Source organism: uncultured Roseobacter sp., from assembly GCF_947495275.1.
GTDB lineage: Bacteria > Pseudomonadota > Alphaproteobacteria > Rhodobacterales > Rhodobacteraceae > Roseobacter.
In genome coordinates this window covers 388,894-401,786 of record NZ_CANLYL010000002.1, presented here as the reverse complement: position 1 = coordinate 401,786, position 12,893 = coordinate 388,894, and the positions used below count along the sequence as shown (strand labels likewise).

Annotated in this window: 10 protein-coding genes; 5 read left to right on the top strand and 5 right to left on the bottom strand. The window is 55.9% G+C overall.

Going from position 1 to position 12,893, the window contains the following annotated elements; all coding sequences use genetic code 11:
• Positions 1–22: 22 nt before the first annotated feature.
• Entirely contained in the window at positions 23–598 is a 576-nt protein-coding gene (locus Q0802_RS05200; RefSeq protein ID WP_298914585.1) for a TlpA disulfide reductase family protein, read from the top strand.
• A 131-nt stretch (positions 599–729) separates the two neighbouring features.
• Here the strand turns inward: Q0802_RS05200 and Q0802_RS05195 are convergent, their stop codons facing one another.
• Positions 730–1,794 (bottom strand): Hint domain-containing protein, encoded by a 1,065-nt coding sequence (locus tag Q0802_RS05195; RefSeq protein WP_298914582.1) that lies wholly within the window; start codon positions 1,792–1,794, stop codon positions 730–732.
• Positions 1,795–2,002: 208 nt separating this feature from the next.
• On the opposite strand from Q0802_RS05195, the gene Q0802_RS05190 reads away from it, so the two are divergent.
• The 3 genes from Q0802_RS05190 to Q0802_RS05180 all read left to right on the top strand — a co-directional run bounded on the left by Q0802_RS05190 (position 2,003) and on the right by Q0802_RS05180 (position 4,501).
• Complete coding sequence (locus Q0802_RS05190; protein ID WP_298914579.1) at positions 2,003–2,572, top strand: MarR family transcriptional regulator; 570 nt, start codon at positions 2,003–2,005, stop codon at positions 2,570–2,572.
• 71 nt (positions 2,573–2,643) lie between these two features.
• On the top strand, positions 2,644–3,291 hold the full coding sequence (locus Q0802_RS05185; protein ID WP_298914576.1) for a DUF4166 domain-containing protein: 648 nt from the start codon (positions 2,644–2,646) through the stop codon (positions 3,289–3,291).
• 76 nt (positions 3,292–3,367) lie between these two features.
• Positions 3,368–4,501, top strand: coding sequence for a saccharopine dehydrogenase NADP-binding domain-containing protein (locus tag Q0802_RS05180; RefSeq protein WP_298914572.1), 1,134 nt, complete (start codon positions 3,368–3,370; stop codon positions 4,499–4,501).
• Between the two features lie 30 nt (positions 4,502–4,531).
• On the opposite strand, the gene Q0802_RS05175 is transcribed toward Q0802_RS05180, so the two are convergent.
• The 4 genes from Q0802_RS05175 to Q0802_RS05160 all read right to left on the bottom strand — a co-directional run bounded on the left by Q0802_RS05175 (position 4,532) and on the right by Q0802_RS05160 (position 8,441).
• Complete coding sequence (locus Q0802_RS05175; protein ID WP_298914570.1) at positions 4,532–5,383, bottom strand: ABC transporter permease; 852 nt, start codon at positions 5,381–5,383, stop codon at positions 4,532–4,534.
• Between the two features lie 12 nt (positions 5,384–5,395).
• Positions 5,396–6,253, bottom strand: a complete 858-nt coding sequence (locus tag Q0802_RS05170; RefSeq protein ID WP_298914565.1) for an ABC transporter permease — start codon at positions 6,251–6,253, stop codon at positions 5,396–5,398.
• The gene (locus tag Q0802_RS05165) at positions 6,254–7,354 is read right to left on the bottom strand and encodes an ABC transporter ATP-binding protein (RefSeq protein WP_298914562.1); all 1,101 of its coding nucleotides are present in this window, start codon (positions 7,352–7,354) and stop codon (positions 6,254–6,256) included.
• A gap of 64 nt (positions 7,355–7,418) precedes the next feature.
• A complete protein-coding gene (locus Q0802_RS05160; protein ID WP_298915279.1) occupies positions 7,419–8,441 on the bottom strand; it encodes an extracellular solute-binding protein in 1,023 nt (340 codons plus the stop codon).
• Between the two features lie 320 nt (positions 8,442–8,761).
• Here Q0802_RS05160 and Q0802_RS05155 point away from each other — a divergent pair, with 320 nt between their 5' ends.
• Positions 8,762–12,757 (top strand): CARDB domain-containing protein, encoded by a 3,996-nt coding sequence (locus Q0802_RS05155; protein WP_298914559.1) that lies wholly within the window; start codon positions 8,762–8,764, stop codon positions 12,755–12,757.
• Positions 12,758–12,893: the final 136 nt, after the last annotated feature.

Sequence of the window (12,893 nt, the reverse complement as noted above, 5' to 3'; positions counted from 1 at the left end):
GTGAAAACCCTTCGGAGGGGATATGAAAAGAATACTTGCTGCGCTCGTTTATACGGCCCTTGGCGCGGGCGCAATCTCGGCTCCGTTCGACGCACGCGCAGATCTGGCGCAGGCGGCATTGCTCCGGGATGGCGATATGCGAAAACTGGTTTTTCACGAGGTGCCGGAAGCCACATCCTCCGCATCCTATCTTTTGGCGGATGACGCTGGCGAACAAACGCTGGAGGCCTACAGGGGCAAATATATTCTGCTCAACTTCTGGGCCACATGGTGTGCTCCCTGCCGCAAGGAAATGCCCCAACTCTCGGAGCTGCAAGCCGAATTTGGGGGCGACAGCTTTGAGGTTGTGACAATTGCAACCGGGCGTAACTCTCCCGAAGGCATCAAGAAGTTTTTCGAGGAAACCGGTATCGACAATCTGCCGCGTCATCAGGACCCGCGTCAATCGCTTGCGAGCCAGATGGGAATTTTCGGTCTGCCGATTACGGTTCTGATTGATCCCGTCGGGCGTGAGGTTGCCCGGCTTCGCGGGGATGCCGATTGGGCCAGCGAGAGCGCGAAAGCAATCATTGCCGAGGTCATCAAGCCCGAAAGCTAAACGACTGGTCCTCGCAACTTTCCTGGGACAACGGACATCAAACCCGCGCTTTTGATTTTTTGATCAAGTGCCCTGCTCTTGGCAAGACAAGACATAGCTGCGGGATCAGCCAGCGTCGGCAGCAGCGGCCTTCAAGCCGCATGGGCAAGAATGGCAGCTTCCGAGGATGTCAGGTTTCGTCGCGCGTAACTGCCGTAGCGGTGAGGGTCGAAGGCCAAATCCGGATTATGGGCCAGCAATCGGGCCCGATCAGAGCTTTCCAGGGCCGCTATGTCAGCATTTGCTGGGTGAAAACTCTCTGTCGCAACGCCGTTTGCCCATAGAATGTTGTGGCCGGGCAAGAGTACATGAATGTAGGTTATTTCCCGCACTTGCAAATCGACCGCAATGTGATGTCCGTCTATCAGATCTCTCGCAGCGACCAGCACTTCTGAGGTGTTGAAAAGATCCATCGCCGCTGGTCCGGAAATAAGCATTCGGTGCTGGGGAGATACCAGCAGCTCCTGATCCGGCCTCTCGACACCCAGCGCGCCTGCTCGAATGCGCACCGGGCGCAAGCTCGGTATCGCAAAGAGACGCGCGCCAGTCATACGTCTGCTGCCAATCCATTCAATCGCCTGAGCACCGTTGTCTTTTGTTTGCACCAGGTCTCCAACACTCAGATCCTGCACCAACCTGACCCCGTTTGGCGTGCTGATGCGAGTGCCGGAGGTGAAACAAATGACACCACAACCCTCAGCCCGATCCTTGGCTACTCCCTTAGATTCAAGTGTATGATGCACGATCCATAAATCGGTCCCGCGGGGCGGCAACTCATCAAGGAACATCAACAATGGTTGCGCGCCGCGCCCGATCGCGATGAGGGTGACCGTGTAACTTTGCGCTCCGTCGGTCACGACAAAACTGCTGTCCGCCAAGCCACTCTCTATTGCGCCTGCTGATTGTGCTCCCGGGTCGGCCTCCAGAGCCGTACCAACAAGTCGGTGCACCATTTTTGCTGCGCGTTGGCGCAATGTCTCTGATCCGTCCGCCCGGTCCAACCGCAAAACGCCGGAAGGTCCGTCTACCTGTACCGCATCCCCGCGCCAGGACCACGCCGCACCCACATTGAGCGAACACACTGGCGCGGCCACCAAGCCGTCTACTTCCGTCTGCGACCAAGAAATTACGAACGTGCCACGAAAGCCCGTCTTCATTGCCTGTTGCCTGCTTTAGTTTTTTTATTACCAAAGGCATAGCAATGCTGGATCAATCTGTGAAGTATATTTTTCTCGGAGATTCCAAGATGTTGCACTCAGACTCTGATGCGTTTTCAGATCAGCTTGTTCAATTCCGCTCTAACAACCTTGGCGTCAGCCCAGCCAATCACGGACTTTAACCGGGAAACTTGACACGCGATCAGAAATGTTCGATATTTCTGTCATGACAGAAATAGATGACATATCGGAAGCTTCTGCAAAATCTCAGTTCATCCTGTACTGGGGTGACATGGGAGGGCAATGGGGCGTGAATCGTTCAGTCGCGCAAATTCATGCTCTTTTATACTTGAGTATCAGCCCGTTGAACGCGGAGCAGATATCTGACGAATTGGGAATCGCCCGTTCAAATGTTTCCAATTCGCTCAAGGAACTGGCGGGCTGGAAACTCATCCGACGGGTCCCCGTTCCAGGTGACCGCAGAGAGCACTTTGCTGCGGAAACCGACGTTTGGGAAATGGCGATGCGGATCGCACAGGGCCGCAAGGAACGTGAGATCGACCCGGCGATTTTTGCCATTGCCGAATGTGTCGAACGCGCCCACACGGAATCCACCCTGAATCCAGAAGTTCTTGAGCGCATGAAGGAAATGCAGAGCTTTCTGGCCACGGTGGATACCTGGTATGGGCAAATGCTGAAGGTTCCGAAAGCAAAACTGAACCTGCTTATGAAAATGGGAAACAAGGTGATTTCGCTGCTGTCCACTAACGGGAAATGAACGAGGTCGTTTTTTGTGCCTCTATTTCTCTTTATCCAGAAATTTCAGACTTTAACGATTGTGAGGATATTATGCACTATGATGATGAAAACCAATTTGAAGAACCGGTCAAAGACGAACGTTTCAGCACCCTTCTGGGGGCGGAACAATGGCGGCGACTTCCCGACCCAATCCGTCATAGATTTGGCAAACGCGTCCGCGGCGGCGCGAGCATTGCCTACCAGGGCACCATCGAGCAAATGGAAATGAACTGGGCTGGCAAATTGCTTGCCCACGCGACCCGCATCATCGGTGCGCCGTTGCCATTTGATTTGTCCTGCGTCGGGCGTTCGGCGGTGGTTGTCGTCACCGAAGATTCGGCGGGTCAGGGCCAGTTCTGGATACGTCAATATGGCCGAAGATCCGGCTTCCCCCAAATGGTCCACAGTTCAAAACGGTTTGCCGGACCGACCGGCCTCGAAGAATACATCGGATATGGCATCGGAATTGCTCTACGTGTCGAAGTGTCTGACGCGGCTCTTTTGTTCAAAAGTGATCACTACTTCATTTCCGCTTTGGGATGGCGCATCCGGTTTCCGCGTCTATTCAGCCCGGGTGCTCTGACCATCGGGCATCATGATCTCGGTGGCGGCAAATTCCGCTTTTCACTCCGTTTGCAAAACAGGTTGCTTGGCACTCTGCTGAGCCAGGACGCAATATTTCAGGATGCGGCCCCGTGAAACCCGAACCGCACCGCACATATGATACCCTTGCAAAGCCAGCACGGGCGATCAATAGCCCACGAGGGTTGGAACCATGAAGAAAAAACGTGTTCTCATCATCGGTGGGACGGGAGTTTTTGGTCGCCGGCTCGCGCAGCATCTCGCGCGTTGGAACGACATGGAACTGGTCCTCTCGTCACGCTCAAAGACAAAAGCGCGCGCATGCATATCACAGCTGCAAAATCTTTCTTCCACCGCCAAGGTTCGGGCCACAGTACTTGAAAAAGGTTCGGGCCTTGGGTTTCGATTGGAGGAGATCAACCCAGACATTGTTGTCGATTGCTCGGGTCCTTTTCAGGGCTCAAGCTACGAAACAGCACGCGCCGTCATACAATCGGGCGCAGATTACGTCGATCTTGCAGATGCCAGAGATTACCTGACCCGGTTTGAGACCGAACTCGATGCGATCGCACGCCAAAATCAAGTGTCGGCGCTCGCAGGCGCAAGTTCAACGCCCGCCCTTTCTGCCTGCGTTGTAGGCCAATTGGCGGAGGGCTGGCAGCGCGTTGATGACATTGATTTATGCATCACACCGGGTGGGAAAAGTGAGGTCGGTCGAGCGGTCATTGCCGCGATTTTGAGCTACGCAGGGCGTTCCGTTCCCTGTTGGCGCGAGGGCGCTTTGAGCAGCGCCATTGGATGGTCTGGAGGGGAACGGGTAAATATCCCTGACCTTGGAATACGGCGGGTAGCGCCCGTGGAAACTCTGGATGCAGAACTTTTAGGGCCGCGCCACGATGTGCGCGGGCGTGTTTCTTTTTCTGCTGGCCTTGAATCACCCATCGAACAATTCGGCATCGAAGCGTTGGCTCTCCTGCGAAGGAGAGGTTTCGTTCGCAATCTCAAGCGTTTGATCCCGGTTCTTTTGAGATTGCGACAGATCACACGCCTTGCGACCTCTGATCGCGGCGGGATGCGCGTCGCGGTCCGCGGGATCGATGGCCACGCCCAAGCGACATTGGCGACCTGGTCCCTACTGGCCAAGGACAACCAAGGACCATTTGTGCCAATCCTGCCCGCCGCCGCAACGGTGCGAAAGCTGCTGGCGCATGCAACGCCCCCCGGCGCCTGTCTGGCGGATCGCCATCTGGAACTCGCTGATATCCTTGCGGAAACAGGGGGGTATCAAATCACCACGCGGGTCGATATCGCACATGGCGCCCAATAGGACTGTGCGATTCCAACGGGAGCTTCCCGACTATCCACGTTTCTGAAAGGCGATCATCACCAATGCAAGGCAGGACGATCCAACCATCAGCAAAAGCGAGACCGCATTTAGCAGGGGCGTCGAGCCCTCCTTGAGGCGATCAAACATGGCGATAGTCAGGGGCGCATCTGAACCGACGAGCATCAAAGTAGTGTTGAAATTCTCGAAGCTCATCAGGAATGCAACCACGAATGCGCCGATCATGGCGGGGGCAAGATAAGGCAATGTGATGGTGCGGATGGCTGTCAGCCGCCCGGCCCCGAGGTTCAATGCGGCCTCTTCCAGGGTCTGGTCAAACTTCTGCAATCGCGCGCCGATGACCAGTGTTGCGATGGTCGTGATGAAAGAGAACTGCCCCAGGACGACAAGCCAAAGCCCTGGGCGAAGGGCTTCCACGTCGACGGAAAATCCGTCCCACAGACCATTTGCCACCCGGCTGGAAAACACCAGGATCGAAATGCCCAGCACGATGCCGGGGATCACAAGCGGCAAAAGCATCAGAACATAAAGAACGCCCTGCCCGCGAAACCTGTATCGGTTGAACAGAAAGGCATTGGAGGTGCCGACACAGACCGACAGCGCGGAAACCACAACCGCGACAAAAACCGACGTGCCGATGGCGCGCAGGATAGATCGTTCGTGGAAAACACCGATCATCGGGCGTTCGGATCCGAAAAACCAGTTCCAGGTAAACCCTTCCCAGGGCAGCGATGGAAACTGGCTGTCATTGAAGGCAAAAACCGCAACGACAATCAGCGGCAAGGCCAGAAACACGAAGAACATGGTGACATAGGCCGCGTAGGCAGCGGTTAGAAAACGCGGTTGGGGGATGGAAGGGATCATGGTGCCAGCTCCTTATCCCATCGTCTTTTCGAGCGACTGGCCCGTGAGTTTGAGCATGCCCCAGACAATGGCGGAGGACAGGATCAGCAGCATGAACCCGAAAGCCGCGCCCAACTCCCAGTTAAACCGAACGATGAACTGCGAATAGATCAGTTCCGTGAACCATAAGCTCTCCTTGCCACCCAGCATCGTGGGGGTCAGATAGTTCCCGAGGCTCAGCATGAAAACGACGATACACCCCGATACGATTCCCGGCATCGCATGCGGGATGATGATTTCGCGTAACACGCTCAGACCGCTGCCACCCAGATCGTAACCCGCCTCAACAACCTCATCCGGCAGGCTTTCCAGCGTTGTCACCAGCGGCACAACCATGAACAGCATCGAGGTATAGACTAGCCCGACCATGATGGCGCCGTCGTTATAGAGCATTTCCACCGGGCCGTCAGCGAGGCCCGCAAATTGCAGAAGGTTGGAAAACACACCGGTTTCGCGCAGCAGGATCATCCAGCCGAAAGTGCGCACGAGTTCGGACACCCAGAAGGGCACGAGGCACAGCAAGAACAGCGCCGATTGCACCCGCCCCTTGACCATCTTGGCGATGTAGTAGGACACCGGAAAGGCGATCACCAGGGTCACCAGCGTTGCCAGAACTGACATCACCGCGGTGCGCAGAAATGTCCACAGATAAAGCGGTTCGCGAAAAAACGTCAGGTAATTGGCCAGGCTCGTTTCATATTGCCCGACACCCACACGCTCCCGTAGTGAGACCAGAAACACATCCACGTGCGGGATGAAAATGAGCAGCGACAGCCACAACAGCAGCGGTGTCAGCAAAAGCGCCAGCCCCAGTTTTGCCTGATCGCGCATTCAAGCGCCTCGGGCGGCAAAACAATTGCCCTGATCGCTGGCCCAGCCAATGTGGACATCCGCCCCCTTGCTCAGTGCCGCGAATTCGCCCGATTGCGGCAGGTTAACCTCGATTTCTTCCCTGCCTTCCGACGTGCCCACCAGAACCCGGCTGGCAGCCCCGTTAAAGAGCAGCGACGTGACCTTGCCCGAAATCCGATTGTCGAAATGTTGCAGGTCATTCTTGTGGTGCGCAATCCGGATGGCTTCGGGGCGCACGAAGATATCCGCAGGGTCGCCCGCTGTCATGTGCCTGCCGTGCGTCGCGCCGCGCAAAACCATGCCGCTGTTGGTGCGCAACGCGATCTGCGCGCCTTCCTGTTTCTCGATACGTCCACGCCAACGGTTCGTGTCACCCACAAACCCCGCCACAAAGGCGGTATCCGGTCGGTAATAAAGATCACGCCCCGTGCCCATCTGCTCGAAACGGCCTTCGTTCATCACCGCGATGTTGTCGGACATCACCAGCGCTTCTGACTGGTCGTGGGTGATATACACAAATGTCGTATCAAAGGCGGCCTGCAACGCTTTCAACTCAACCTTCATGCGCTCGCGCAGTTTCAGATCGAGCGCGCCAAGCGGTTCATCCAAGAGCAGCACATCCGGTTCCAGCACCATGCACCGTGCGATGGCGACCCTCTGTTTCTGGCCACCCGAGAGCTCATTGACCTTGCGTGCGCCAATCCCCGGCAGACCGATCCGCTCCAGCCCCTCGCCGACCTTCCTGTCGATTTCAGTTTTCGACAAGCCCGCGCGCCGCAGCCCGTATCCGATGTTGTCGGCAATGTTCATCATCGGGAAAAGCGCCAGATGCTGGAACACCATATTCACCGGGCGCTTGTTTGGCGGCACGTCCAGCACAGACCTGCCTTTGATGCGGATATCTCCCCCGGAAGGTTCCAGGAACCCGGCGATCATGCGCATGATCGTTGTCTTGCCGCATCCTGATGGCCCCAGGATCGAAAAGAACGATCCCTGCGGCACCTCGAATGAAACATCTTCAACAGCAGTCGTGGAACCAAACCTCTTTGTCAGGTTGGTGCATTCAAGGTCTGGGGTCATAGGAGATCACTGTAAGGATAGCGGCGCCCGCGTTCCGGCGGGCGCCTGACTTGAAATGGTTGGTTCAGTTGGCCGCTTTTACGCGGTCCAGAACACCGCCCTCGATGGCTTCAAGGCCAGCGGGAACCGGCGGATACCACTTGATGTTGTCGATGGCTTCTGGCGGGAAGCTCGCCTGATAGCGTGCTTTCAGATCATCAGCAGCAAAGGCGTCAGCCCCTTGGGCGGCAGTGAAATTACCCGCGGCCGCCGTTATCATCGCAGCCACCTCCGGCTGCATCACGAAATTGATCCAGGCATAAGCCGCGTCATCCGCCTTTCCCTTTGCGGGCAGCACGAATGTGTCCACCCAGCCAAGCGCACCAGATGCAGGAGCCACAAATGTGATGTCAGGATTGTCGGCGTTCAGCTTCCAGCCGCCCGTGTCCCAGGCCATTGATGCCACCACTTCGCCGGACCGCATCAGACCCATCAACTCGTCGCCGCCGCCCCAGTAGGTTTTCACGCCTGCCTTGCACTCAATAAGCTTGGCTTCGACCTGCGACATGATATCGGAATAGGCTGCTTCGTCACCGTAAGCCGCAAAGGGATCAAGACCCATCGCATATGCGAACCCAATCAGGGTCGGGCGTTTCAGGCGATAAGATACTTTGCCCGCCACATCACCGCTGCAAAGATCCGTATAGTCTTTGACCGTGCCCGCGTTCTTCGTATCGACAACCAAGCCGCTTGTGCCCCAAACGTGCGGCACCGCGTAGACCGCGCCGTCAACGGTTGTGTTGAGCTTAGTCGCTTCCATCATGGACGGAATGAACTGCGCTGCGTCAATTTTGGATAAATCGATCGGCTTATAGATGCCAAATTCCTGTTGCGGCCCGGCAATACGGTCCTGGCTTGGCTGCGCCAGATCGAACCCACCGCCACCTGTCGCGCGTAGTTTGGCGATCATTTCCTCATTGTTGGATTTGGTCACCTCGACTGTATGTCCGGTCTCCGCTTCGAATTTCGCGACAACCTCTTCGGGTGCATAGCCACCCCATGTCAAAAGCCGGAGCGTGTCGGCTGACGTCGATGTCGCGACACCCATAAGGGCAAAAGTGACCGCAGTTGAAATTGTAAGGGTTTGTTTTTTCATAGTTCCCGTCCCTGTTGAAGAGTCCTGATTAGGATGCCGTGACACTGTGATTACTTTTGATCATTTGGTCAAACCGAAACACCAGATGTCCGACACAATTGGGATTTCATGGTTTTCGCAGAGAGCGACTTCCCGCCGCTGAACCCCTGGATTCTCCACCTCAATTGCTCGAATCCGCGAATAGATTTACCCTAAGACCGCCCGCTGAAGCTTTCCGGGTCATTATTTTCCGACCCTTTTTTATCGCAGCGGTATTTGGATTGGATATTGCGATGAAACTTTTTCACCTGACTTTCCGCATTTTTGTTCTTTCGATTTTTCTCTCGGCCATCGGCCATACCGGAGACGCGCAGCCCGCCGACGAGGTCGCCCTTGGCCCCGGCCCGATGATTGATCTGGCAGGGTTGAGCGCCGCAGGTTGCCGCACGCCCTCACAAATGCCAACCAATACGGATACGGCGCGCGCGACACTGCCTTGTCGCCAAATTAAAGGGGTACAGCATGCGCTGAATCACTTCATTGATCCAAGGCAGGTACGTACCGAACCCGCAAACCTGCCTTTTGTCTACGTATCGGATGAACCCGCCATTCGCGCATTGACCAGAGCAATTGTTGTGGCCTGTTTGACGGATGGTGCCCTGCCGGAATTCACCCCCCCCGGACTGGAATGTTCAACGGCATTGGCCCAGCAACCAGAGATTGATGACATTCGGCGAAAGCTCTTTTTTGGGGACTATTGGGATGGCGATGTCTCCGGCATTTCCGAAGATTGCAAAGAAGTGCCCTTCGAGGACTTTGAAAAAAGTCTCCGGTCCGCTTTCCCGCGCATGACAGCACTCCTCATCGCGTCTTCCATGCCGGTTGACCGGGTGGACGCCGCGACGTTTGGCGACAGTTGGATTTGGGAATTGCCGCAAGCCTATGCTCAGGAACCGAACCTGAACCTGCGTGCCCAGATGATGCGCGACGATGTCAATATCTGGATCCAGGATGCAGGCATCTCAGTTTTTGCAGATGCGGGCACGCATGAAAACATTGATGAAGGCTGCGTTCCGGCTGACTACGACTTCATCCTTTCGCTGATCACCCATTTTCTGCACATCTTTCAGGATCGCCCTGACCTTCTGACCACGCAAAGCGTCGAACGGCTGATCTATAAGGACACTTTTGGCACCGGGCCGTTGATCGGATATCTGACACCGGCAACATGGGCTGGCAGCGCGGTTCCCTTTTCCGGTCAGCACTTCGAAAGAGAACTTTGGTACGGGCAGAGCATTTCTCTGAAAGCCACCCATATCGATTTTGCCTTGGCCGAAACCGAGAACCACGTGCTGATGACACTGGCCCACTATTACCTGATCAATCAGTGGCTGTCTTCTGGCAAACGCGGGGCGCCCGAAGATCTGGACGATATCGCGCCACCCGGTGTGGACCCGATCGATTGGTTCGCAACCGAAGGCACTCCGTTGCAAGAAAAACTGCGCGATGTCATCGCCCGCGTCATGCACAACGGGTTTTTTGAGACCAACGCGCGGCCCTATCACGGCTACACGATCGGAGCCCTCATTGCCCTCGCTTCATATGCTCAGGATGACCTGATCCGTACCGAGGCCCAGAATGCCCTGCATTTCGCGGCCACAAAATTCGCATTCCAATCTCTGGAGGGTCGGCGGTTTTCGCCGCAACGGCGCAATTGCCAATACGTCGATGAACTCAGCCTCTACAATCGGGACGCCGCCGGACAAGCCTTTGGCTGGCTGTCAGGTGCCTACAAATGGAATGACAGCCCCTTCGGCTTTCGGCAGTTTCGCAATGACCCGCAAAGCTGTTTCGCCGCGGACGCACAGACAGGCCCCGGTATCGTCGAAAGCTGCCCCTGGCGGTTCTATACCTGGAAGCGGGACAGCGGCATCGAGGGAATACCCGGCAGTGACAAACCCGCAATCGAAGATGGAAAATCAGCCAATCCCGAAATTCTCGATTCGATTGCCGAAGGTATACCCGCCACAGTTGAGGAACTCAGCGATGACAGGCCCGGCCCCCTACTGGCCACCAACCTGTTCCTGCTCTTTTCAAACTACGAGCTGCCACGCGCGATTCACGATTTTCTGCTCGATAAACAGGATGGCTATTTCGCGCGGATGACGTCGCAATACGAAAGCGATCACTATCCGATCAGACCCTTCGGCGGCATTGTCACACCGGGCTATTTCACGTCCGATCAACCGTTTGATTCCATCGGCAACAATGAACGGGTGCCCGAATTCTACTTCGCAGGACCCGGTTTCATCAATGTCGCCGGCGGCATCTACAATCCGCTCTATGACCGGTTGTTCAATGACTTCTTCTCGGGTGGCGAAGATCGCCCCTATGGCATCCCCACCAACCCTTTCCCGCCCGCCATTTCGACCTGCAATGGCGGCAATAAGGCGGTCGAACAATACGACTATCTGTCAAAACCCTATAGCGTTTTGACGTCGGTGCCGACCCACCCGGACACCCTAGATCAGGATGGTGACGGCGATACCGATGAAGCCCTTTTCTATGCACCCTTCGGCACTTGGGAGCAGCCCGATGCGAGCTTCAACCTCAAGACCGCAATGGAAAACATGCCAATGATGCGTGGCGATGTCCGCAGGTTCTACAAATCCGCCAATATCGCGACCTACAAGAATTTCAGCTATGGATATCAGGTCCACAGACAAGACAACATTCCGGACGACCTTGAATGGTTTGATGTAGAATCAGGATTTTGGGACAAGATTCTTAACCTTGCGCCAAACATCCTCAGCCTGCTCGATACTTATCTTGCACCGTTTTCCAAAAAGGACCTCGATTTCCCTCAGGACATTCCTGCGGCGTGGGAGGCGGACTCCGTGCCACGCTCGGATTTCAGCATCGGTTCGGCCTCTTTCCGCGTATATGACCTGCGTGACCTGATGCGCGACAACGGACAGGAACCGCTTTACGTGGTCACCGCACGCATTCGAAAAAAGGCGATTGGTCTATGGTCCAAGAAGGTTTCACGGGGGTTTTGGGAAATCGTCCCCGGCAGATCTTTCCGATCATTGGACGCGCTTGTCCAGCGGGTCAGGGATCACAACCCCAAAAGCAATTTCTCGTTCCGCTACACCGACACGATATTCGGCAATTTCAAGCACTATCGCTACCGCATGGCCGTCTCCGGAGAGCGGATCAGGCTGAGCCAGTATTACGGCGCGATTTACGAGAACATGCGCCATAGAAATGAGGGAACGGTTCAGGGGATCATCTCGATAGCGGACACCGCAGGAGAAAATATTCCCCTTACGGAAATCCATCTGCGCTACATGAGCAATGGTTTCATGAACAGATTGCCCTTGATTGATGTCAAAGCGGTTGAGCCGGATTTCACCTTCAATCGCCTTGAGCCTGATGCCGCCAACGAGGATGCGGACCCGCGTGGCCCGTATCTTTTTTACGCCTGCGCACAAAACGGATGGCTTTTTGTCAATCGCCCAGCTGATCCCAATGTGCCGGGTGACATGGGTCGTTGGTTATTTGCCGACAGTCGCAGACACATTGAGGAAGCGCCCTATTTTCGCGGCGGGACATTTTCTGACGATGAAATTTGGCGCACCGGTTGTGGTGCGGGAACAGGTGGGGGGTGGACGCCCGAGCAGCCCGACAACGGCGTTCCCGATGAATGTTCAGATCCTGATGACTGTCCTCGCCCCGATCCCGGCGGCGACGGCGATCCGGGTGGCGATCCTGGAGGTGATCCGGGCAGCGACCCAGGAGGCGAATGTGTTTCGTCCAACCAAACCTGTGAGACAACGTCACAGTGCCAGCGAGGCCAGTTCTGCATGGATCTGGACGGTGATGGCATAACCCGTTGCGCTTGCGATCCCGCCTTGCAACCGGACCTCTTTCCCTTGCCCGCTCAGCAAACCACCATCGAGGGCCTGCCGGGTAGCGGCTATTGCGCACGGCGACCCACTCCGGGACCCTCGCAGAATTTGCGCATTCAGGTCCGCAACGCTGGCGGATCAAATGCAAATGCAAGTCAGTTGGAGGTCGACTTCGAAGGTGTCTTGAGCGGGCCGGTCAATGTTCCCGCACTCGGAATTGGGGGCTCCGTCATACGCACGGTACCCATACCATCCTCTTGTTATGCAAACGGGTCGAACTGCAGTTACACCATCACGGTCGATGTTCAAGATACCGTGTCAGAGGGCAACGAGGGTAATAACACGGCCTCAAGCCATTGCCTCAGTCCACAAGGATAGATGATGCGAACAGCGTCACGGGGGCGCTGTTCACATTCGTCCAGCTTTACGACGTCTCGGCAAACCTGATCACCTGCATGCTTCAGCGTGTTCGCCCCATTTTGCCTTTCAATCAAACGGCCTGGTTCGGCTGATT

Excerpts from the sequence above, each read along its gene's own strand:
- Q0802_RS05200 (WP_298914585.1), top strand. The coding sequence starts at position 23 with ATGAAAAGAATACTTGCTGCGCTCGTTTATACGGCCCTTGGCGCGGGC.
- Q0802_RS05195 (WP_298914582.1), bottom strand. The coding sequence starts at position 1,794 with ATGAAGACGGGCTTTCGTGGCACGTTCGTAATTTCTTGGTCGCAGACG.
- Q0802_RS05190 (WP_298914579.1), top strand. The coding sequence starts at position 2,003 with ATGTTCGATATTTCTGTCATGACAGAAATAGATGACATATCGGAAGCT.
- Q0802_RS05185 (WP_298914576.1), top strand. The coding sequence starts at position 2,644 with ATGCACTATGATGATGAAAACCAATTTGAAGAACCGGTCAAAGACGAA.
- Q0802_RS05180 (WP_298914572.1), top strand. The coding sequence starts at position 3,368 with ATGAAGAAAAAACGTGTTCTCATCATCGGTGGGACGGGAGTTTTTGGT.
- Q0802_RS05175 (WP_298914570.1), bottom strand. The coding sequence starts at position 5,383 with ATGATCCCTTCCATCCCCCAACCGCGTTTTCTAACCGCTGCCTACGCG.
- Q0802_RS05170 (WP_298914565.1), bottom strand. The coding sequence starts at position 6,253 with ATGCGCGATCAGGCAAAACTGGGGCTGGCGCTTTTGCTGACACCGCTG.
- Q0802_RS05165 (WP_298914562.1), bottom strand. The coding sequence starts at position 7,354 with ATGACCCCAGACCTTGAATGCACCAACCTGACAAAGAGGTTTGGTTCC.
- Q0802_RS05160 (WP_298915279.1), bottom strand. The coding sequence starts at position 8,441 with ATGGGTGTCGCGACATCGACGTCAGCCGACACGCTCCGGCTTTTGACA.
- Q0802_RS05155 (WP_298914559.1), top strand. The coding sequence starts at position 8,762 with ATGAAACTTTTTCACCTGACTTTCCGCATTTTTGTTCTTTCGATTTTT.